Here is a 20,820-nt window from a genome sequence, read left to right on the forward strand (position 1 = left end):
CCTCGCGGGTGCCGGACGCCTTCGGAAGCAGGCTGCGACCGCCCGGACACGCTGGGAATCCATCGCCAGGAAGATCCACGGTGCCCTTTCCCACCTGGTGCTCGCCGGGTTTCATGCGGGTTTTCCCCGGAAGGGAACGATCCACCCTCACCGAAGGGGACGGCGGTTCACGGAGCGGTCGACCACAAAGAGGTCGCGACCATTGATTACCGCACGTGCGGCACAGATTTCGCGCGATCGGCGTTTTCTGCGCTCGGTAAGTATGCGGTGACACGAAGTGTCCAATACCTCGCACATTACGCGAGGAAGCACGCCTCGGATACGGTGTGCGATTTCCCAATCACGGTACGAGGCATGCCGCACCTTCACTTAGGAGCTTTGGTGATGTTTATCGCAAAATAGGGCATTTAGTCTCTTAAGTTCGGAATATCTTTGAGAATCTCCGTCCGGCCGGCCGAGGGGATCGACCGGTCCCCTTCGACGCACACGGGCGCCGTCGGCCCCTCACCGCACGCGGGTGCGGGTCAGCTCGAAGTCGAGGTCGCAGGTCACACCGTCCACCGACATCTCCCACCGCCCGTCCACGGCACACCCCTTCGACGACGCGCCGTCAGGCAGCGCGCCTTCGGTGCCGGATCGCGTCACCCCTGGACAGCGGTGAGATGTTGATCTGTAATGTTGATTACAGGCCGCTTCGTGTCCTGTTCCAGGAAGTGGAGGGCCTTCATGCGGATATCGGGCATCGTGACCACCGGTCACCCCGGGGCGGTGGGCGCGACGGCGTTCCGCGGGCGGCGACACCGGAGCGTCCGGCCGCCGCTCCGGTCGACGGTATCCATGGAGGCCGGTTCATGACCAGTCTCCACGCGCACGCCGGCGGCGACGAGGCACTGCACCGGCTCGAAGAGGCGTTCTACGCGAAGGTCCTCGCCGATCCGGTGCTGAAGCCCCTGTTCCCCGAATTCCGGCCGCACCACGTCGAACACCTGACCTGGTTCACGGCGGAGTCCTTCGGCGGCCCCGACCACTTCACCCGCGAGCTGGGTTTCGACCACATCATCCGGGTACACCGCCATCTTGAGATCACCGAGGAGCAGCGGCAACGGTTCGTGGCCCTGTACCTGGAGGCGTTCGACGAGGCCGACCTGCCCGCCGATGAGCCGTTCCGCGAGGCGGTGCGCTCCCACGTCGAGTTCGGCTCGCAGGTCGCCCTGCAGAACTCGCACGCCAAGACCGACGCCGACCTGCATCCCCTGCGCGAGGTTCCACGGTGGACGTGGGCCGGGGACTCCGGCGGCTAGGGCCTGTACGGAATTCGGATCTTCAGGTGGGTCGAAGGCTTCGGATCCTCTCCCGCGTGACCCGGCCGGGAGCCCGCTGTTCCTGCGGGCCTCCGGCCGGTTTCGCGTGGAACTACGGGACGGGGATGGACGCCGCGCCCGCGAAACGGGCGGTCAGCCAGACCGGGTCGACGATGGCCGAGCCGACCACGACGGCGTGCGCGCCGGCGTCCATGGCCGCGCGGACGTCGGCGATCGCCGAGTAGCCACGCTCGGCGACGACCGGCACCCCGGCGCCGGCCACCAGGGTCTCCACCAGCCCGAGATCGGGCAGCGGACCCGTGTTCGCCTTCGCGGGATAACCCATGGTCGACGAGCTGACCATCGCAGCGCCCGCCCGTACGGCGGTGCGCGCGTCGTCGAGTCCCGGCACACCGGCCTTTACCGGCACGCCGAACGCGGCGAACGAGGAGATCAGTTCGAACAGGTCCTGGCCGTCGTGCCGGCGCGCCGCCGAGTCCGCCTCCAGCTCCACGACGTCGGCGCCGGCCTCGACGAGGGCGGCCGCGTGGGCGAGCGTCGGCGTGATGCGCACGACCCCGCCGTGGGAGTCGTCGATGTTCACGGCGAGCACGAGGAAGCCGGGGACGGCGCGCTTCACCGCGCGCACCGCGTCCGGCCCATCGACCTTGACGGCGACGGCGCCTCCGGCCCTCGCGGCGGCGGCTAGCCGGACGACGTCGTCCACGTCCTGCCAGGGAGACTGCGGGGAAGGGGTGAGCGAGACGATGAGCCCGCGGGGAAGGACGTTCACGCCACGAACTCCTCTCCGCCGACGAGCACGCGTTCGACGTCGACGTTCTCGTCGGTCACCACGAGGTCGGCCGGTCCGCCGAGGGTTAGCTCGCCCACACCGGTGAGCCCGTAGAAGCGGGCGGGCGCGCGGCTCGCGAGGTTCACGGCGCGGTCGATGGGCCAGTCGTGCTCGACGAGCTTGCGCACCTGCTGCAGGAGCGTCACCGTGCTGCCTGCGAGCGTGCCGTCGGGAAGGCGCGGCACCCCGTCGGTGACCGTGACCGTGAAGCCGCCCACCGTGAAGACGCCGTCGCCGGCCCCGGCGGGTGACGCGGCGTCGGTGACGAGCATGGTGCGGTGCTCGGCGGCCTTCAGCGCGAACAGCGAGGTCTCGCGCGACAGGTGGATGTCGTCGGCGATGAGCTGGATGGCGATGTCCTCGCGGGCGAGCGTCGCGCCCGCGATGCCCGGAGCGCGGTGTTCGAACGAGATCATCCCGTTGAACAGGTGCGTGACCGCGCGGGCGCCCGCGTCGAACGCGGCATGAGCCGTCGGCGCGTCGGCGCCCGAGTGCCCGGCCTGCACGATCACTCCCTGCCGGGCGGCCCAGGCGATCAGCTCGAGGGCGCCGGGCAGTTCGGGGGCGACGGTGATCGTGCGCAGCGGGCCCGCGTCGAGAAACCGCCGTACGATGCCGATGTCGGGGTCACGCAGGTACTTGGGCCGGTGCACGCCGCGGTGGTGCGGGGACAGGAACGGCCCTTCGGCGTGCACGCCGACGACCTTCGCGCCGCGCGGCCTCGCCTCCCGCAACGTCTTCAGCACGCGCAGCCGGTCGGCGACGTTCTCCTCGGAGTCGGTGATGACGGTGGGCTGGACGTGGAACACGCCGTCGCGGGTGAGCGCCGCGAACGCCGCCTCGAACCCCTCCGCCGTCGCCGCGTTGAAGTCGACCCCTCCGTACCCGTTGACCTGAAGGTCGACGAGGCCGGGGAGCACATACCCCTGCCCGGTCGACGGCAGGCCGGCACGGATGAGCCGCCCGTCGCCGACCTCCACGTCGCCCTTCACCCAGGCGCCGCCGATCACGGCGCCACGTGCGGAAACTCTCATCTGTACAACCTCGCTAGATCTGGGATGACGCGGCCCGTCGCTTCGGCGGCCGCGCGGGGGCGGGGGCGGCGTAAGGTGCCGGCCGCGCCTTCCAGGGTCGCCCGGAAGCGGTAACGGTCGCCGCGGTAGACGCTGCGGCACCACTGCACGACCCGGTGGTTTTCGTCGAACGTGGTCTGGACGATCTCAAGGACGGGGTCGCCCGGGGGCAGGCCGAGGCTATCGGCGATCTCGGGGGCCGCGCCGCGTGCCTCGATGACGCAGTCGGCGGCGATCGCGTGCAGTCCGTACTGCTCGGTGAGCGTGCCGTACAGCGATGTCGTCGTGAAGTCGAGCTCACCTAGCCCCGGCGCCAGTCCTTCGGGGATGAGCGAGAAATCGATCAGCGTTGGGATGCCGTCGAGGTGCCGCAGCCGGACGAGTTCCACGATGGGGGCGCCCGGCGCGATGCCCAGAAGGTCTGCCTCGTCCAGGGAGCTCGCGCGGGTCAGGCACTTCAGTACCCGCGAACTGGCCGTCAGGCCGTTCGCCTCCGCGAGGTCCGAGAAGCTCACGAGCCCGGTCGCGCCCTCCTCGATCGACTCCGCCCCCGGCTCGGCTGGGCGGACGGTGACCAGGCTGGGCGCCTCCCGCCGCACCCACCGGGCGCCCGCGACGACCTTGACCAGGCCGTCCTTCTCAAGATCCTTCAACGCCTGGCGGACCGTCACGCGACTGACGTCGAACTGCTCGGCGAGCACCCGCTCGGACGGCATGCGCGACCCGGGCGCGATGACCCCCGACTCGATGCGTTCCCTGAGGTGCTGCGCGACCCTGCGGTGCAGGACTGACGAACTAGACATAACCCCGATTGTGTCCGTTGGAAGTGTCGTGGATGAACGTATTCAGGGGGGCGGTACGGCACGGATGGATAGCGATCGTCCGGTGCGTGATCCGGTCGGGACGGCTCACTCACCGTCGTCCAGCTTGGTGCCGGTGTCGAGGAACAGGAACTCGTCGGGGTCGATGCCCCGGGCGCCCGCCGAGCGCAACGCCACCTCCTGTAGCAGCACCGCCACGAAGATCGGCACCTCAAGAGGGCTCTGTGCCTCGATCGGCACGACCAAGGTCTGCTCGTCGTGGGCGACGGGACCCCGGCGGAACTCGACGATCTGCCGGCCCAGCGAGCCGAGGGCCCGGACGACCTGCCCGTCGTCGGCGCCGTCCAGTATGACGTGCAAGGTCGTGGGGTTGGTCGACTCCATCAGCCCGTGCAGGTACTGCCGTGTCTCGAAGGGCGCCACCGGGACCCGCGTCACCTCCCGGAGCAGCAGCGCGCCGCCCTCGGCGACGCCGATCTGGTCGGCCGGCGCCACCATGTCGATGACGGACGCAGCCGTGAGCAGGCCCGCGATCTCCTCGGCCTGCGCGGACCGCGCCACGCGGAACTCCGCCAGCCGCTCTCCCAGGCTCAGCCACGCCGCCGACGGCTCGCCGTCGGTCCAGATCTCGGCGAGCATCGAGACGGCCATCGCCGAGGCGGTGAAGCCGATCGTCGAGGCCAGGCTGTCGGGCAGGTCGCCGAGGGTGAGCACCGAGTCGGCGGCCTCGGCCATCGGCGAGTCAGTGACGTTGATGACCGCGAGCCTGCGGCCTGTGGCCGCGCGCATGACGTCGACCGTCTCGCGGCTGCGGCCCGACTGCGACAGCGCGATGAGCGTCGCGCCGTCGCCGGAGGTGCCCGCCTCGGCCGCGTTGAGCCTGATGCTGGGAATACCGTGCGCCGAAAGATGGGCGACGGGCGCGGCGAGCGCGGCGAGGCTCGCCCCGATGCCGATGAAGGTGAGCCGTGCGGGCCTGCCGATCTCGGCCGCCGCCGCGAGGGCGCGCTCCCGCAGCATGGGGGCAACCTCGGTGAGCCTCCCGGTCTCCTGCGCCACGGCCTCGCCGAACGGGATGAACCCCTGTCTGAGAAACGCCTTGACACTCATCTGCCGCTTGCCACCCTTCCTCGTCGTGCTAGGGAATCGATCACGACGGCGGCGACGAGCACCCCGCCGGTGATGATGTACTTCACGGCCGAGGTCTGGTTGAGCAGATCCATGCCGTTGGAGACCGCGCCGATGACGAGCATGCCGAGCAGCGCGGAGTAGGCGCTGCCACGGCCACCGAACAGGCTCGTGCCGCCGATGACCGCCGCGGCGATGGCGTTCAGCAGGATGTCGCTGCCGCCGCTCGCCTGGTTGACCGCGAACAGACGAGACGCCGCGAGCACACCGCCGAAGGCCGCCAGGGACGAGGCGATCGTGAAGGCGATGACCTTGACCGTGCCGACCTGGATGCCCGCGCGCCGGGCCGCCTCGGCGTTGCCGCCGACGGCGAAGAGCTTGCGGCCGAACGTCGTGCCGCGCAGCAGCACGTCGACGACCACGACGAGCCCGACGAAGATGACGAGCGACAGCGGGATGCCGTGCCACTGCGCGAAGACGATCGTCGCCGCGAGGATCACCACCGTGATCACCCCCGTGCGGACGAGACCCCCGGTCAGCGGCCGTACGGTCAGCCCGCGCTCGCGCCGCCGCCTGCCGGTTCGGAAGGTCGTGGCCACCGCCCCCACCGCGTACACGACCGCGATCACGAAGCCGATCCACGCCGGGAGCGTGGTGTTCGCGAGCGCGGCGATCGCGCCGTCGTAGGGGAGGTTGATCGTGCCCTGGTTGCCGAGGACGAGAAGCTGAGCACCCTGCCAGGCGAGCAGCCCGCCCAGGGTCAGCACGAACGACGGAACGCCGAGCTTGGTGAACACGGCCCCGTGGAACAGGCCGATCGCGGCGCCGAAGACGACCGCGAGGACGATCGCCAGGACCGGCGGCCAGCCCGCGTTGATGTTCAGCACGACCATGGCGGCGGACGTCACGCCGCTCACCGACCCCGCCGACAGGTCGATCTCACCGATGACCAGCACGAACACGACGCCGAGCGCGATGACGCCGGTCGAGGCGATCTGCTGGCTCAGGTTGAAGATGTTCTGCGGGGAGAAGAAACGGTCGTTGGCGAGCTGGAAGACGAGCGAGATGACGACGAGCCCGAGGATGACGGGCAGCGGCCCGAAATCGCCGGTACGCAGCCGCTGCAGGGGCTGGCGGAACCAGCTTCCCTGGGGTGGTTCTGCCGGGACGGTGCCCTGGGGGGCGAGGCCCGTGGCTGTGCTCACGATCCCTCCTGCGTCATGCCGCGGCGCCGCATCCGGCGCTTTTGGGCGCTGCTGTCGGCGACGCCCGTGATGGCGGCGACGACCTGCTCTTCCGTGGTCCCCTCGACGGGGAATTCCGCGACGCTGCGGCCGAGCCGCAGGCAGACGATCCGGTCGGCCACGTCGAAGACGTCGGCGAGACTGTGGCTCACCATCAGCACCGCGTGCCCTTCCGCGCGCAGCCGCTCGATGAGCTGGAGAACCTCCGCGGTCTGCTCCACGCCGAGCGCCGCCGTGGGCTCATCCAGGATCACCAGCGCCGGGTCGCCGAGCAGGGACCGCGCGATGGCCACCGACTGCCGCTGCCCGCCGGAAAGGGACGAGACAGGCACGCGCAGATCCGCGATTTTCACGGAGAGCCGCTTGAGCAGCCCGACGGCGACCTGCTCCATGTCGAGCGCGCTGAGGAACCCGCTGTGGTTCTTCTCGCGCCCGAGGAACAGATTGGCGACTATGTCGAGGTTGTCGCACAGCGCGAGGTCCTGGTAGACGGTCGCGATGCCGAGGCGCGTCGAGTCGATGGGCCTGCGCGGGGACACCGGCTCGCCGTTGACCGACATGGTGCCGCCGTCCCGGGGATGCGCGCCCGCGATCGTCTTGATCAGCGTGGACTTGCCCGCCCCGTTGTCGCCGACGAGCGCCACGACCTCCCCGGTGCCGACGCTCATGCTGACGTCGCTCAACGCGCGCACCGCGCCGAAACTCTTGCTGATGTGTTCGAGTTCGAGCACGGGTGGCGGCGCCGCAGGCGGGCGCGCGTCCGTCCTCTCACCGGTCAGTGTCATCGCCGTCTCCTTTCTTCCTGGTCATGCTGTGCTGGTCTTGAGCCCCGGGCCGGCGGCCCTGGGCCGCGGCGGCGGCCGCGTACGGTTCGGCGAGATGCCAGACGGCCGCGCCGAAGAGCCCGGCGTCGTCACCGCACCGGGCGGGGCGCACCTCGACGTCCCACGAGACGTGCGAGGTTCCGGCGTCGTGGACGCGCCGGTCGATCTCGTCGAGGAGGGCGGTGCCCGCGGCACGGGCGAGCCCACCGCCGACCACGAGCACGTCTGGCGAGCCGACGTGGCACATGAGGATCGCGGCCGCCGCCGCCGCGTCGGCGATGTCGGCGAGCGCGCGGCCCGCCACCTCGCGGGCGGCTCGCGTGCCGTCCGCGGCGTCGTTCTCGGAGGCGATCTCGGTCAGCGTGCGATAGTCGACCTCGGCGCCGAGTTCGCGCGCGACCTCGCGGACGCGCTGGCCCGAGCCAAGAAGCTCGATCATGGGGCGTCCGGCGCCGAGCAGGTGCAGGAACCCGATCTGGAAGCCCGACACGCGGCCCGCCAGCACTCGGCCCTCGCTCACCACCGCCGCGCCGATACCGGTGGAGATGGTGAGATAGGCCGTCGTTCCCGTCCGGGACCCCGCGCCGAAGTACGCCTCGCCCGCCGCAGCCAGCTCGGCGTCACCGGCGAGGCGTACCTCGAGGCCGGTGGCCCGGCCGAGATGCTCGGCCGACAGGCGACCGAGGTCGGTCGCGGGGAGGTTCCTGGCCACGTGCAGACGGCCCCGGACGCGGTCGACGCGTCCGGGCAGCCCGACCACGGCGGACACGGCGCCGCTGTCGCCCGCGACCCGGGTCATGAGGTCGGCGACCTGCTCGTGCGCGGCGCCGTGCCGTACGGGTTCCTTGAGCCGGGCGGTCACGACGCCGTCCCGGCCGACGAGCGCCGCACGCGCCATGGTGCCGCCCAGGTCGACCGCGACGATCTGGGCGGCACCACCGGTGGAGAGAGAGGACACCTACTGCAGTCCCGCCTTGGCGCACGCCTTCGCGTAGTCGGCGGTGCAGATCTCCTCGACTGTCAGGTAACCACCGTCGAGAAGGATCTCCTTCATGTTGTCCATGGTCACGGCGATGGATTCGAGCAGGTACGCCGGCACCTTGTTCGTTCCGTCGTCGATGGTGCCGTTGAGCAGGTCACCCGCGGGTGCCTGGCCTGTCGCGAGTGCGGCCGCGGCCTTGGCCCCGATCTGGGCCTCGGTCTCGACCGGCAGGTATGTGCTCTCGTACAGGTCGCCGGCGACCATCTTCTGGATGGCGTCGAGCTGTGTGTCGAGGCCGGTGACGGGCGGCATCGGATCGACGCCCGCGCTCTTGAGCGCCGCGATGACCCCGGTGGCCATGCCGTCGTTGCCGGCATAGACGCCGTCGATCTTCCCGGCGCCGATCTTGGTGATGGCCTGCTGCATCTGGTTCTGCGCGTTCGCGGCCGACCAGCCCTTGGTGTCGTACTCGGCGGCCACGGTGAAGCCGGAGTTGTCGACGACGCTGTGCGCGCCCTCCTTCTCGGGCTTGGCACCCGAGTCGACCGGGTCGCCGTTCATCATGACGATGTTGCCCGAGGTCTTGCCGTCCGCCTTGAGCTTGTCAATCAGCGACTGCATGCCGATAGCGCCCTGCTGGACGTTGTCGAACTTCACCCCGTAGTCGACGCCGGCCTTGTAGATCACCCGGTCGTAGCTCATGACCTTCGCGCCCTGCCGGCGGGCGGCGGCGACCATGGCACCGGCGGCGTTGGAGTCGACGGGGCCGATCACGAGGACCTTCGCCCCCTCGGTGAGCGCCGACTCGGCCTGGCTGAGCTGCTTACCCGCGTCTCCCGCCGCGTTGTAGTACTTGAGCTGACACTTCGGGCAGCTCTCCGCGAGCTGCTTCTCGAACGTCGGTTTGTCACGTGCCTCGTAGCGCGCGGTCTGGTTCTCCGGGAGCAGGAGCGCGACGATCGGGTCGCCGCCCTCGGCCGCGGCCGAGGGGCTTGCCGCCGGGCCGGAATCCCCGCCCGAGCCGCAGGACGAGAGCAGGAGAGCCCCGGCCGCAGCAAGTGCCGTGACGGCCATGAGGCGGCCGCGTGAATGGAGGGTTGAGTTCATCGTGTTGCGTCCACCTCTAGGCCAGTTGGAGCATCGTGAGATGAACCAAGCTAGAACCGGTACTAACCAGTGGTCAACGATTTGGTATTACATGTACATAACAGGGACAAACCACTGGTATTAACTTCGCCGATCACGGAGACCGTCGGCCAGCGGTCCGCAAACTCCCTCCTGGCGCCACCGGCAGGCCTTCACGGAGCGATCGGACACCTCACCTCGCGGTCCGCCACCTACGTTCTCCAAGGTCGGCCAGGGCGAGCCATCCGCTGCGCTCCCCCTACGCAGTCGGCCCCGACCGCATCCGGCCGTCCCCACAATCACCCAGCCGACCATGCCTCCAACGAAGAAGGCCCCCGTACCGCACGACGCCCCCGACACCCGGCGGCTGCTCCGGCCTTGGCCCAGCCGTTGAACCGGGAGTAGAGCGTGGACCAAGATCCGTAGCGTTCCGGGACATCACGCCAGCCGGATCCGGTGCGAAAACGCCACAGGATCCCGTTAAACCGATCACGCACTCGTCGTGGCAGTGGCCTAGAGCGACGACCCAGCATCGGACCACTCGACAGAGCGGCGTTTCGGGAAATTTCCGGTTCTGGGAGAAATGATGCTGGCGCCTTCGACATGGATGGGTGTCCACGAACCCCACCAGAGGAGGCGTCCTGCCATGGGAACCGCCCGTGCCTGACGACCGAGGAACCCGGTTCGAGAAGGTCTACCTCGACACGTACGAACAGATCCTCGGCTACGCGATGCGCCGCTGCGACTCTCCGGAGGACGCGGCCGACGTGGTGGCCGAGACGTTCGAGATCGCGTGGCGCCGGGTGGACGACCTGCCGCCCGGTGAGCAGGCCAGGCTGTGGCTGTACGGCGTGGCGCGCAACGTCCTCGCCAACCATCGCCGGGGTCTGACACGCCGTCACACCCACCAGACGGCACTGCTCGAGAACATCGCCGACCTCTACGCCCACACGTCCCCTGCCGGGGAGGAGATGGAGCTCAGGGCGATAGGGCAGGTCTTTCGTGAACTGTCCGACGACGATCGCGAGCTGCTGTCGCTCGTGGCCTGGGAGGGCCTGGACGCCGGGGAGATCGCGTCCGCCCTGGGCCGCTCCCGCAACGCCGTACGCATCCGGCTCCACCGGGCCCGCAAGCGCTTCTCGCACGGGCTGGCGAGGGCCGGGATCGAATTCACCCCGACGAGCCGGGCCGCAAGGGTCCCGACATGGAGGTCCTCGTGAAGCACACCGATGAACCGGTGATCCCGCCGGCCCGCGTCCGCGACGACGAACTGGCCGGGCAGGCGTCCGCCGCGGGGGCGCGGGCGCTGCTGGCGTCGATCACGTCCGAATCCGGGTCCGAGGTCCCCGCGGCCTCGCCGTCGCGCCGGTGGTCGTGGAGCGCGCGCCTGGTGGCCGGGGCACTCACCGCCGGAGTGCTCGTCGCCGGGGTCGTCGCCGGCCCCGGCCTGCTGCGCGACGGGAGCGCCACGAGCTACGCGAACTCCGCCGTCGACATCGTGCTGGACGGCGAGCAGTACGTCGCCCGCATCAAGGACCCGTTCGCCGACCACGCCAGGTACACCGAGGCGTTCCGCGCGGTCGGCCTGAACATCACGCTGCGCCCGGTACCCGTCTCACGAAGCAGCGTGGGAGAGATCATGGGAATGATCATCACGGGTGACGGCGGACCTGACGCGGGCGCGACACCGGATCCCTCCGGTCCCCGGTTCGGCGGTGTCCCCCTCACCATGGGGACGACTTCCAAGGGATGCGAGCCGGGCAAGGACGCCGGTTGCGTGATGGTGATGCGGATTCCCGTTGGCTTCACCGGCAAGGTGGACGTCAGGCTGGGGCGCCAGGCGAGGCAGGGAGAGGAGTACGCGAACTTCGACCTGGCCATGGCTCCCGGCGAGATGTTCGCCGGGGTCCGGCTGAGGGACGGCCGCCCGGTGGACGAGATCCTGGCCGAGGCGCGGAAACGCGACCTGACCACGGTGTTCAGTCTCATCCGGATCGACGCGAGGACGGGCGGGATGTCGTCCTTCGAGCCGCTCCCCGCCGACCGGGTCGGGCGTGACTGGACCGTCTGGAACGCCTGGCAGGTGAAGGCCGGGGTGATCCGGCTGCTCGTCACGCCCGAGCGGCTGCCCGAGAACCCGTTCTACAACGGAAGCGCGCCACCCCCCGCCTCCTGACCGGGCGGGAACCGGCTCCCGCCCGTACGAGAGGGCGGGAGCCAAAGGACCGTGTCGTCCGGCGAGAGCGGGCTCGGGCCGAGGTGATCCAGCCCAGGGAGAAGACACCACACATCGGCTCGGTGGATCAAGCCCGCCGTCTCGGCCCGGTGAACCGGGGCGGCGGTGAGCCGGGGCGGCGGGCTCAACCGATGTCGAGGACCGCCTTGCCGTGCAGCCGGCGGCCGAGGAGGGCCTCGACCGCCTCCGCGGCCCTGTCCCAGCCACCCCGCCAGGAGACCTGCGGATCCAGGCCGCCGGTCGCCACCTGCCCGGCCAGCCAGGTCAGGTCCGTGTCCAGCCCGGGGTCGGACAGCAGGTAGAAGGTGACGACCGAGCGGTCGTGGCGGCCCTGGTCGCCGAGCAGTGCCCCGAGCGGGAAGTGCTCGGCCTCGTCCGTCATGTGCCCGACGGACACCAGCGTGCCACCCCCGGCGAGCTTGCCGAAGGCGTCCACCAACTGGTGTCCGCCGACCAGTTCCACGACGCCGTCCACCGGGTGGCCGACCCCGGAGGGCCCGGCGACCACCTCGTGCGCGCCCAGTGCCCGCAGGCCGTCCCCGTGCGCGACCGGGTCACCGGTGGACGCCGTCACGTGCGCGCCGCCGAGCCGGGCGAGCTGCACGGCGTACCGCCCGACCCCGCCGGTGGCACCGGTGACCAGCACCCGCTTCCCGACGATGGGGCCGAGCCGTCGCAGGGCCCGCAGCGCGCTGGCGCCCGCCACCGGGACCGTGCTGACCGCGCCGAGATCGGCGCCGCGCGGCACCGTGCCGATCAGCGCCGTGTCGACGGCCCGGAACTCCGCCCACGCGCCGTCGCCGGAGAGTGTCACCACCGGGGTGCCCGCGGCCGGACCGGAGCCGTCGGCGGCGGCCCGCTCCACCACCCCGGCCGCGTCCCAGCCCGGCACCGTGCCCTCGGGGGCGTTCTCCAGACCGGTCTTCACCTCGCCGTAGTTGAGGGAGGTCGCCGTCACCCGGATCAGCGCCTGGTTCGGGGCGGGGTCGGGATCGCGAACCTCACCGGACCGCAGGCCGCCGGGCACGGAACGATCGACAAGCAGAGCACGCATAGGTCATACACCTTTCACGGAGAGCATCGGTGACCACAATAACGCCACTGAGTGGCATAAACCTACAAGAGGCATTCGCGCTCCGCTACACTGACCGTGATGACTACTCAGCCCTCGCCGGCCGCCACAGCCGCGCCGGTCTCGCCGATCGCCCTGGCCGACCGGCTGCCACTGCGCGAACGCAAGAAGCTGCGCACCCGCCAGGCGCTGATCGACACCGCCCTGGAGCTGTTCACCGAGCGGGGTTTCGACGGCACGACACTCGACGATCTGTGCGAGGCGGTCGAGGTCTCCAAACGCACCTTCTTCCGTAACTTCGGCAGCAAGGAGGACGTGGCGACAGCTCCCCTCCACGACCTGTGGACGGCCTTCCTCGACGACCTCGAATCCCGCGACCCCGGCGGCCGTCCCGTCCTGGAGATGCTGCAGGACGCCCTGCTCGCCACCCTCGACCGCATGACGGCCGAGGGCTGGGCGCGCCGTGTCCGGCTCAGCCACCGGCTCGCGGAGAAGACCCCCTCGATGGACGCGCACGGCCTGCACTTCTGCGACCGCACCAGCCGCGCCGCACTCGCGATCCTGCACCGCAGGCTCATCCTGGCCGACCCGCACGACCTGCGCCCACGACTCGCCCTCGACATGCTCGTCGCCGCGTTCCACCGCGCCCTGGAGACGTGGACGTCCCGGCCCGGTCCCGGCACCCGCGCCGAGCTGGCCGCCCACGTCCGCGACGCCTTCACCGCGATCCCGGGCACCCTCACCCTGACCGCGGGACTGCGAGACGAGACCTGAGCGGTTCCTCCTCAATCAGTCGTCGGCGCTGCCCAGGTGGAGCTTCGACGCGGTGCTGACCTCCACGGCGCCGCACCGGCTCTCCCCCCGGGCAGGACACGGCTCGTCCTGCTCGTCACCACCGCGCTGAGCACCGCGGTCCTCGTCGCCGCGAGCGGCGCCATCGGGTTCGTGGGCCTGGTCGTCCCGCACGCCGTCCGCTTCCTGGTGGGCATCCGCCACCGCGTGCTGCTCCCGGCCTGCGCGCTGTACGGGGCGATCTTCCTGCTGTGGGCCGACACCGCCGCGCGCACGCTGTTCTCCCCGCGCGAGGTACCCGTCGGGGTCCTCACCGCCCTGATCGGCGTCCCGGCTTTCGCGCTCATCATGCGCGGAAAGAGCGCGAGATCATGAGTCTGGACACCCGCGATTGTCAAAGGGCGTGGGACCTCGCTTACACCTACTCCATCCAGCCTGACACCGAGAAGGAACGGCAATGGGCTTGATCTTGTAGGGGCCGCGTCCGGCTCCTGGTACCTCTGCCCGTTCCTCACGGCAGCGCTGAACCCTATCGCACTGGACGTGCCACCCAGATTGCCGACAGCAATACCAAAGGGTGCAATATCGACACAGGCGCCAATTGCAGCAGCCTCGATGGCACGTAGTTGGTCAGAGGTGATCTCACCTTCGAATGCAATTCGATCGAGCGTAAGATGCAGGCTCCCCGGAGGGATCAAGTCATAGTAAGGAAAGGAGATGACTTCTTGGCATTTCCTGGCAAAAGACTGCAGGTCCGGTGAATTCTCGAACGTCAGATACCAGTAGTAGGCACGCACGTCGGGGCGCGTCCAATGATTAGCGAGTTGTCGCGGCCTCAGAAAAGAATCGTCGGGTCCTTCGGCTGTAGAGGGACCCGGAAAGGCATCATCAAGCGTTTCATTCATTAGTTCACCTTCTGCGCGGATATGGCGGAACGAATTTCGCTTACCTGTCTCGCGTCGCTCCATCGTCGAGTAGCTTCACGGACGAAATCCAAAGCGCGTTGCTGGGCAGTCTCGCGCGTCTGGTCGACGGCGCGATGAACCGCCTGCAGATCCAGCTCAACACCAGGGACGGTCGTGCCGCAAAACGCCTCCAGGGACCTGACAACACTCGGTGATCACCGGTCCGAGGAAGCTCGACGAGCCGATGCGGCGCTGCGCTTCCCCGCGCGGCCCACGTCTCGCGGGACCCGGTGGCTCTGGTCCGCGCCGGAGCGACCTTCGTCAATGGACTCCTGGTCGAACGACCAGGCCTCATCCGCAGCCGCCCGAAACTCTCGATCCACAGATCTTGACGATTGCTCGGCGGAGAGAGAAATCATGGAAGAGGCACTCAAGGCGAGCGCGGCGCTGACCCCTTGGGTTCACCGGCACGTGGACGAGGCGTCGGTGGCCGCCTTCGGGCAGAATCCGCTCTCCCCGGCCACCCGCCGCCCCTCCGCCGAGGCCGGCCGGGCCCGGGCCGCCGCCGTCGCCGCCTTCTGGGCGGCCTGACGCGTGAGCGGCCCCCGTCCTTGGACGGAGGCCGCTCACCGGCTGACGAAGTCGCCTCTCGGGGCGGCCGTCACCCCTGCCCGGCGGCGGGCGCTACTCGCCGCCGGCTTCCACGATCATGAACTTGGCCGTGCCCACCGACATGTTCCCGGCCTTGTCGGTGGCCCGGTACGACAGGGTGTGCGCGCCGGGCTGGTTGACCGACAGCGGCTGCGTGTACGCCGCGAACGGCTGGCCGTCGAGCGAGTACTCCACGGTGTCCAGCCCGGAGCCGACGTCGCTCGCCGTCAGCTTCACCGTCGCCGAGCCGACGTAGTTCCAGGCCCAGTCCTGGGTGCCGGTGAGCGCGGCCGACACCTGCGGCAGCGTGGTGTCGTCCTCCGGAGCCACCACGGTGAACCTCAGCGTCGCCACCGGCGAGGTGTTCCCGGCCTTGTCGGTGGCCCGGTACGACAGGGTGTGCGCGCCCGCCTTGTTGACCGACACGGGGGACGGATACTCGGTGTAGGCTCCGCCGTCGAGCGAGTACTCCACCGTGGCGACCCCCGACTCGGTGTCGCTCACCGAGATCATCACGGTCGCCGAGCCGACGTAGTTGCCCGCCGAGTCCTGCTCGCCCGACAGCTGCGCCGAGACCTGCGGAGGGGTGGTGTCCTCCTCCTGCGAGGCCGCCACCGTGAACTCCACCGAGTCCACGGGCGAGGTGTTGCCCGCCTTGTCGGTGGCCCGGAAGGTCACCGTGTGCGCGCCGGGCTGGTTGACCGACAGCGGCTGCGTGTACACCGCGAACGGCTGGCCGTCGAGCGAGTACTCCACGGTGTCCACCCCGGAGCCGGCGTCGCTCGCCGTGACCGTCACCGTCGCCGCGCCCACGTAGTCGCCGTCCGCGTCCTGGTCACCGGTCACCTCCCCGGTGACCTCGGGCGCAGTGGTGTCCTCCCCCTGCGGAGCCACCACCGTGAACTCCACCGAGCCCACCGGCGAGGTGTTGCCCGCCTTGTCGGTGGCCCGGAAGGTCACCGTGTGCGCCCCCACCTGGTTGACCGACACCGGGGCCGAGTAGGCCGCGAACGCCCCGCCGTCAAGCGCGTACTCCACGGTGTCCACCCCGGACTCGGCGTCACTCGCCGAGACCGTGACCGTCGCCGCGCCCACGTAGTCGCCGTCCGCGTCCTGGTCGCCCGCCACCTGCGCGGAGACCTGCGGTGCGGTCGTGTCCTCGCCCCCGCCTTCGGTGACGACGAGTTCGCCGGTCATCTGGCCGTGACCGGGGATCACACAGTAGTAGCGGTACTTGCCGGGGGTGAGGTTCACCTGGGCGGTGTGCCGGCCGCCGTCGGCGTCGAAGGGGCTGGCGATGATGTTGAGGCTGACGTCGTGGTTGTAGCCGGGGGTGGAGGTGTCGAACGTCAGCGTGTGCGTCATGCCGGTGGTGTTGCCGGTGGCCGCGCTGTTCTCGAAGACGATGGTGGCGGGACCCGCCGTCGCCGATTCCGGCGCCGACTTGTACGCGGTCATGCTGTTGTCGGCGGTCCAGGTGAGCACCTGGTCCGCCGCCTGCGCGGCGGTGAGCTGCGTACGGGGCTGCGCGGCGGCCTGGACCGACGACAGGAAGAGCGCGGGAAGCGCCACGGCGAGCAGCACCACGGCGAGGCGCGGCGCCGTCACCGCTCCGGATGCCCGCCGTAACGCTCTGATCGTGAGGGAGGGGAGAGATCCGACATGCATGTGTCGATGCACCTTTCCGAGCTGGGGTGGGGTGCCGGGCACGGGGAACGCTCCCCGGCCCGGCACCCGGCCGGTGTACCGTCCTAGAGTTCGCGCACGCGGATGTTGCGGAAGTCGATCACGTCGTTGTTGCCGTGGTTCTGCAGCCCGATGAACCCGCTGATGAACTGGCGCAGGTCCGTGGGCGGGTCACCGGCGCGGGACGACGCCTTGCCCGGCGTGTTGTCGAACTCGCTGATCACCGTGCCGTTGCGGATGATCGTGTAGTGCTGGCCGACCGCCCGGACCTCGTAGTCGTTCCACTGGCCCTTCGGGGTCACCCCGGCCCGGTTCAGGCCGTTGGGCGAGAAGTTGTAGACGGAGCCCGTCTTCTGCGGCTCGCCCGTGTCGCCGTCGTAGATCTGGATCTCGTGGCCACAGAAGATCGCGACCCACGCGGGTGACGTGCGCGCCGCGCCGACCGTGCCGCAGCTTCCGGCGGGACGCTGCTCCAGCGGGGTCCTCGGGTCCGGGAACCGGACGAAGACGCCGCTGTTGGCGCGATGCGGGTCGGGCGAGCTGTCACGGAACTGCAGCCGGACCGAGAAGTCCGCGTACGCCTTGTCGGAGTACCACAGCATGCCCAGACCGCCGGAGCTGCGGATCGTGCCGTCCGGCTGGAGGGCGAACCGCCCGGACGGGGCCTGGCTCCAGCCCAGCAGCGACGACGCCGTGCCGTCGAAGATGGGCTGGTACCCGCTCACCCTCCCGACCTCCGACTTGGCGCCGGCGGTGCGCAGCGCCTCCGCCTCCTGGGCGGTGATGACGCCGTCCTTGAGGAGCTGTTTCACGACGGTGTCGAGGTGCTGGACGAACTGGTTGCGGTTCTTCCAGTCGCGCTCGTCGTCGATCAGGTCGTTGATCGTGCAGCCGCCGCCGGCCGCCTTGTTGCGCACGCCGGTGAAGGCGTCGAGCAGTTGCACCGTCGGCCGGGCGTCGGGCGCGGCGCAGCCGACCGTGACAGCGATCTTCCCGGTGGCCTGCTCGCCGTCGGCGTAGGTGACCTTCAGCGTCGCCTCGTAGGTGCCGAAGCCGGCGTAGGTGTGCGTCGGGTCGGCCTCCTTCGACGGCGCGCTGCCGTCGCCGAAGTCCCACTCCCACGCCACGCCGCCGGCCTTGGCGCTGGAGAACGTCATCGTCCTGGGCTCGGCGTTCTGCCGGGCGGGACGCGCCACGGCGGCGTCCGGGTCCGGCGTCGCCGGGCCGCCCTTGTAGGTGACGCGGACCAGCTTCTGGTTCGCGTGCAGGCTGAAGAAGCCGCTGGCGTAGTCGAGCATGTAGAGCGCGCCGTCGGGACCGAACTTCGCGTCCATCCACGACTGCAGCTGGTTGGCGCCGTTGCCGCCCGGGATGATGTTCCGCAGGTCCTCGGCGAACGCCGGCCGGCCCGCGTCCCGGGCGGTCTCCGGGTTCACGGTCACGGCGACGCGGTTGTTGGCGTTGGACTGGTCACCGATGAACCACTTGTTGTCCCAGTACTCCGGCCACGCGACCCCGCTGTCGGTGTCGGTCTGGGAGCGGTGGTAGGTCGGGCCCGACATGACCGCCTGGCCGCCGCCCTTGAGGTAGGGCATGGTGAGGGTCTCCTCGCCCTGCTTGTACGTCGGGAGACCGCTGCCGTCCTGCCGCTTCGGGTAGACCGGGCCGCCGCCCTGCGGCGAGTACCAGATCATGTTGTCGCGCGCCGGCGGGATGTCGACGAGGCCGGTGTTGCGCGGCGAGGTGTTCTTCAGGTTGTCGCAGTCGTACCACTCGGCGGGCTGGGTGGCGTTGCCGTTGCTGCGGTCGCGGTAGGGCTGCTTGTTGCCCATGCAGTACGGCCAGCCCTGGTTGCCGGCGGAGGTGAGAACCGTCACGGTCTCGTACTTCGCCGGTCCCCACGTCTCGCTCGGGCCGCTGGCGTCCGGACCGACCCAGCCGGCCGTGATCCAGTCGTTCTTCTTGTCCCACTGCAGCCGCGCGATGTTGCGGACGCCCATCACCCAGATCTCCGCGCGGGACTTGCCGCCGCCCTCTTCCTCGCCGGTGAACAGGTTGCCCTCGGGGATCGTGTAAGTGCCGTCGGGCTCCGGGTGGATGCGGAGGATCTTGCCGTTGAGGTCGTTGGTGTTGCCGGAGGTACGGCGGGCGTCCTGGAAGGAGGTGCCCTTGTAGTCCTGGGTCCAGTTGTTCCCTGAATAACCGCTGGATCCGCCGGAGGAGTTGCTGTCACCGGTGCCGATGTAGAGGTTGCCGTCCTCGTCGAAGGTCATGCCTCCGCCCGCGTGGCAGCAGCTGTGGATCTGGGTGTCCCACTGCAGGAGGTCCTTGCGGCTGCTCTGGTCGATCGTCTGGGTCCGCGAGTCGTAGTCGAACCGGGAGACCGTCCGCTTGCCGATGCGCCTGTCCCGGTCGATCGACGCGTGCGGCATCCAGTACGCGTAGATCCAGCCGTTCTCCGCGAAGTCCGGGTCGAGGGTGATGCCGACCAGGCCCTCCTCGTTCTTGACCAGCTCGTCGCCGCTGCCGCGGTTGCCCATGACGGGCAGCGTGGTCAGCAGCTTGACCTGCTTGGTCCTCGGGTCCCACTGGTGGATGGTGCCGCAGCCGAGGCCCACCTTCGGGTCGTTCCAGTTGGGGATCGGGCCGGTGGCGCATGCCGCCTTGCCGATGTAGAACACCTTGCCGTTCGGCGCGATGGTCAGGCCGTGCGGCTCGCCGATCTGGTCGAGCTGGCCCTGCGTGTTCGGCGTGGTCAGCCGTTCCGTGGTGTAGTTGGCCGCGATGGTCGCCTGGCAGTCGCCCCGGACGATGCCGGTCGCCCACCGGATGGCGCCGGCGAGGTGCGTGCGAAACTGCTTGTCGCCGGTGTAGCTCGCCGCGGTGCCGCCCATGCCGGTGTAGAAGGACCGGCCGCCGTCGTAGTCACGGCACCAGGAGACCGGATGGAACGGGCCGTTGCCGTTCATGCTCGGGTTGTAGGTCCACTCCTCGACCTGCGCGATCGTGTGGACCTTGCCCACCGGATTGGGGTTCCAGCTCAGCCACTTGTCGGTCCGCGACAGGGTGAGCGGAAGTCCCTCGTTCGCCGGATGCCGGCGGTCGAGGATGTCCACGACGGCCTTCTGCTCCTTCGCCACGGGGGGAGGCGCGGAGTCGGGGCCGAACAGCCGCAGCTCGGCGAGCTGGGTCAGGGGCTCGCCGCCGTTCGCGGTGACGTTGAGCCGGTAGTACTGGTACGCCGTGGTGTTCTCGAACTTGTATTCCTTGCTCTGGGCCCGTTGGGGGAAGATCTCCCCGCTGCGCTTGTCGAGATCCGTCCAGGTCGTCCCGTTCTGCGAGCCCTGGAGGGTCCAGTCCTTCGGGTCCCGGCCGGCGGAGTCGTTGGCCGACGTCAGCGCGTAGTGCGCCACCGCGACGGGCTTCTCCAGCTTGCCCTGCACCCACCCGGTCGGCGTCCGGGCCAGCCACTTGGTGTCGTTGTCCCCGTCGAAAACCTTGTCCTTGGTCTCGTTCGGCGGGTTCTCCGCGCTCGCCGCGGTCTCCGTCACCTTCTCCGCGATGGGGAGGGCGCCGACGGGACGGGTGCCGATCAGTTCGGTGAACCAGGTCGAGTCCACCTGCGCGCGGGCGGCGTCGCGGATACCGACGAACCCGCCGCCGCCCCTGATGTACGCCTGAAAGGCGGCGAGCTGCGATTCGTCCAGGCTCACGCCGTTGGCGGACAGGAACACCACGCCGCGGAACCGCGCCAGGTTGTCGGCGGTGAAGACCGCCGGATCCTGGGCCTCCTCGACGGAGAACCCGTTCTTCTTGCTCAGTTCCCTGATCGCCGTCGCGGCCGCCCGCACCGGGTCGTCCTGCTGCGCGGCCTGACCGCTGAAGACCAGCACGTTGACGGCGGGCTTCTTGGCGGCCGGGGCGGGGGCCTGTGCCTGTAGCCGGGCCTGTGCCTGGGCCGGCACGGCGGTCGGGGTCGCCAGTCCGAGCACCAGGACGGCACTCGACATCGTGATCAGTACGCGTCGCCAGGCGGGTGCTCGGGGCGGTAAATAGCCTGTTCGACCCATCATTGCTCCTTGGGATCGAGGGTGGTTCAGGACCATCTGCGGACGAGTTCGGGGGTC

18 protein-coding genes and 1 pseudogene are annotated in these 20,820 nt (G+C 69.8%); 6 read left to right on the forward strand and 13 right to left on the reverse strand.

Features of this window, described 5'->3' with window-relative positions; all coding sequences use genetic code 11:
- Positions 1-504 precede the first annotated feature (504 nt).
- Positions 505-645, reverse strand: coding sequence for a hypothetical protein (locus OG587_RS32885; protein ID WP_329082218.1), 141 nt, complete (start codon positions 643-645; stop codon positions 505-507).
- A gap of 206 nt (positions 646-851) precedes the next feature.
- Here OG587_RS32885 and OG587_RS32890 point away from each other — a divergent pair, with 206 nt between their 5' ends.
- Positions 852-1,301, forward strand: coding sequence for a group II truncated hemoglobin (locus tag OG587_RS32890; RefSeq protein WP_329082220.1), 450 nt, complete (start codon positions 852-854; stop codon positions 1,299-1,301).
- Positions 1,302-1,413: 112 nt separating this feature from the next.
- Here OG587_RS32890 and OG587_RS32895 read toward each other — a convergent pair whose 3' ends face one another.
- The 9 genes and pseudogenes from OG587_RS32895 to OG587_RS32935 all read right to left on the reverse strand — a co-directional run.
- Complete coding sequence (locus tag OG587_RS32895; RefSeq protein WP_329082222.1) at positions 1,414-2,094, reverse strand: hypothetical protein; 681 nt, start codon at positions 2,092-2,094, stop codon at positions 1,414-1,416.
- Entirely contained in the window at positions 2,091-3,188 is a 1,098-nt protein-coding gene (gene nagA, locus OG587_RS32900; protein WP_329082224.1) for an N-acetylglucosamine-6-phosphate deacetylase, read from the reverse strand. The genes OG587_RS32895 and nagA overlap by 4 nt, the downstream gene beginning before the upstream one ends.
- Positions 3,185-4,030, reverse strand: a complete 846-nt coding sequence (locus OG587_RS32905; RefSeq protein WP_329082226.1) for a GntR family transcriptional regulator — start codon at positions 4,028-4,030, stop codon at positions 3,185-3,187. Before OG587_RS32905 ends, nagA begins: the two co-directional genes overlap by 4 nt.
- A 105-nt stretch (positions 4,031-4,135) precedes the next feature.
- Positions 4,136-5,158, reverse strand: a complete 1,023-nt coding sequence (locus OG587_RS32910; RefSeq protein ID WP_329082228.1) for an SIS domain-containing protein — start codon at positions 5,156-5,158, stop codon at positions 4,136-4,138.
- Positions 5,155-6,381 carry a sugar ABC transporter permease gene (locus OG587_RS32915; RefSeq protein ID WP_329082230.1) on the reverse strand — a complete coding sequence of 409 codons (1,227 nt, stop codon included), beginning with the start codon at positions 6,379-6,381 and terminating at the stop codon, positions 5,155-5,157. Before OG587_RS32915 ends, OG587_RS32910 begins: the two co-directional genes overlap by 4 nt.
- Positions 6,378-7,205, reverse strand: coding sequence for an ATP-binding cassette domain-containing protein (locus OG587_RS32920; RefSeq protein ID WP_329082232.1), 828 nt, complete (start codon positions 7,203-7,205; stop codon positions 6,378-6,380). The genes OG587_RS32915 and OG587_RS32920 overlap by 4 nt, the downstream gene beginning before the upstream one ends.
- Positions 7,189-8,202, reverse strand: coding sequence for an ROK family protein (locus OG587_RS32925; RefSeq protein ID WP_329082234.1), 1,014 nt, complete (start codon positions 8,200-8,202; stop codon positions 7,189-7,191). The genes OG587_RS32920 and OG587_RS32925 overlap by 17 nt, the downstream gene beginning before the upstream one ends.
- Positions 8,203-9,333 (reverse strand): substrate-binding domain-containing protein, encoded by a 1,131-nt coding sequence (locus OG587_RS32930; RefSeq protein ID WP_329082236.1) that lies wholly within the window; start codon positions 9,331-9,333, stop codon positions 8,203-8,205. It abuts the gene before it with no gap.
- Positions 9,334-9,722: 389 nt separating this feature from the next.
- Positions 9,723-9,884: pseudogene (locus OG587_RS32935) on the reverse strand (transposase); the annotation flags it as partial.
- 126 nt (positions 9,885-10,010) lie between these two features.
- On the opposite strand from OG587_RS32935, the gene OG587_RS32940 reads away from it, so the two are divergent.
- Both OG587_RS32940 and OG587_RS32945 read left to right on the forward strand, forming a co-directional pair.
- Complete coding sequence (locus OG587_RS32940; protein ID WP_329082238.1) at positions 10,011-10,571, forward strand: RNA polymerase sigma factor; 561 nt, start codon at positions 10,011-10,013, stop codon at positions 10,569-10,571.
- The gene (locus tag OG587_RS32945; RefSeq protein WP_329082240.1) at positions 10,568-11,527 is read left to right on the forward strand and encodes a hypothetical protein; all 960 of its coding nucleotides are present in this window, start codon (positions 10,568-10,570) and stop codon (positions 11,525-11,527) included. Before OG587_RS32940 ends, OG587_RS32945 begins: the two co-directional genes overlap by 4 nt.
- Before the next feature lie 184 nt (positions 11,528-11,711).
- Here the strand turns inward: OG587_RS32945 and OG587_RS32950 are convergent, their stop codons facing one another.
- The gene (locus OG587_RS32950; RefSeq protein ID WP_329082242.1) at positions 11,712-12,641 is read right to left on the reverse strand and encodes a zinc-binding dehydrogenase; all 930 of its coding nucleotides are present in this window, start codon (positions 12,639-12,641) and stop codon (positions 11,712-11,714) included.
- Between the two features lie 99 nt (positions 12,642-12,740).
- On the opposite strand from OG587_RS32950, the gene OG587_RS32955 reads away from it, so the two are divergent.
- From OG587_RS32955 to OG587_RS32965, 3 genes are all read left to right on the forward strand, one after another.
- Positions 12,741-13,433: a TetR/AcrR family transcriptional regulator gene (locus tag OG587_RS32955; protein WP_329082244.1), complete on the forward strand. Its 693-nt coding sequence runs from the start codon at positions 12,741-12,743 to the stop codon at positions 13,431-13,433.
- Positions 13,434-13,469: 36 nt separating this feature from the next.
- A complete protein-coding gene (locus OG587_RS32960; protein WP_443075287.1) occupies positions 13,470-13,826 on the forward strand; it encodes a FecCD family ABC transporter permease in 357 nt (118 codons plus the stop codon).
- Between the two features lie 947 nt (positions 13,827-14,773).
- Complete coding sequence (locus OG587_RS32965) at positions 14,774-14,947, forward strand: hypothetical protein (protein ID WP_329082245.1); 174 nt, start codon at positions 14,774-14,776, stop codon at positions 14,945-14,947.
- 93 nt (positions 14,948-15,040) lie between these two features.
- Here the strand turns inward: OG587_RS32965 and OG587_RS32970 are convergent, their stop codons facing one another.
- Positions 15,041-16,675 carry a cupredoxin domain-containing protein gene (locus tag OG587_RS32970; protein WP_329082247.1) on the reverse strand — a complete coding sequence of 545 codons (1,635 nt, stop codon included), beginning with the start codon at positions 16,673-16,675 and terminating at the stop codon, positions 15,041-15,043.
- Between the two features lie 83 nt (positions 16,676-16,758).
- Positions 16,759-20,703, reverse strand: coding sequence for a ThuA domain-containing protein (locus OG587_RS32975; RefSeq protein WP_329082251.1), 3,945 nt, complete (start codon positions 20,701-20,703; stop codon positions 16,759-16,761).
- Positions 20,704-20,820: the final 117 nt, after the last annotated feature.

This window comes from Streptosporangium sp. NBC_01469 (assembly GCF_036227305.1).
Classification (GTDB): domain Bacteria; phylum Actinomycetota; class Actinomycetes; order Streptosporangiales; family Streptosporangiaceae; genus Streptosporangium.

Coding starts and splice junctions, on each gene's coding strand:
- OG587_RS32890 (WP_329082220.1), top strand. CDS start 852: ATGACCAGTCTCCACGCGCACGCCGGCGGCGACGAGGCACTGCACCGG.
- nagA (WP_329082224.1), bottom strand. CDS start 3,188: ATGAGAGTTTCCGCACGTGGCGCCGTGATCGGCGGCGCCTGGGTGAAG.
- OG587_RS32905 (WP_329082226.1), bottom strand. CDS start 4,030: ATGTCTAGTTCGTCAGTCCTGCACCGCAGGGTCGCGCAGCACCTCAGG.
- OG587_RS32910 (WP_329082228.1), bottom strand. CDS start 5,158: ATGAGTGTCAAGGCGTTTCTCAGACAGGGGTTCATCCCGTTCGGCGAG.
- OG587_RS32920 (WP_329082232.1), bottom strand. CDS start 7,205: ATGACACTGACCGGTGAGAGGACGGACGCGCGCCCGCCTGCGGCGCCG.
- OG587_RS32930 (WP_329082236.1), bottom strand. CDS start 9,333: ATGAACTCAACCCTCCATTCACGCGGCCGCCTCATGGCCGTCACGGCA.
- OG587_RS32950 (WP_329082242.1), bottom strand. CDS start 12,641: ATGCGTGCTCTGCTTGTCGATCGTTCCGTGCCCGGCGGCCTGCGGTCC.
- OG587_RS32955 (WP_329082244.1), top strand. CDS start 12,741: ATGACTACTCAGCCCTCGCCGGCCGCCACAGCCGCGCCGGTCTCGCCG.
- OG587_RS32965 (WP_329082245.1), top strand. CDS start 14,774: ATGGAAGAGGCACTCAAGGCGAGCGCGGCGCTGACCCCTTGGGTTCAC.
- OG587_RS32970 (WP_329082247.1), bottom strand. CDS start 16,675: ATGCATGTCGGATCTCTCCCCTCCCTCACGATCAGAGCGTTACGGCGG.
- OG587_RS32975 (WP_329082251.1), bottom strand. CDS start 20,703: ATGTCGAGTGCCGTCCTGGTGCTCGGACTGGCGACCCCGACCGCCGTG.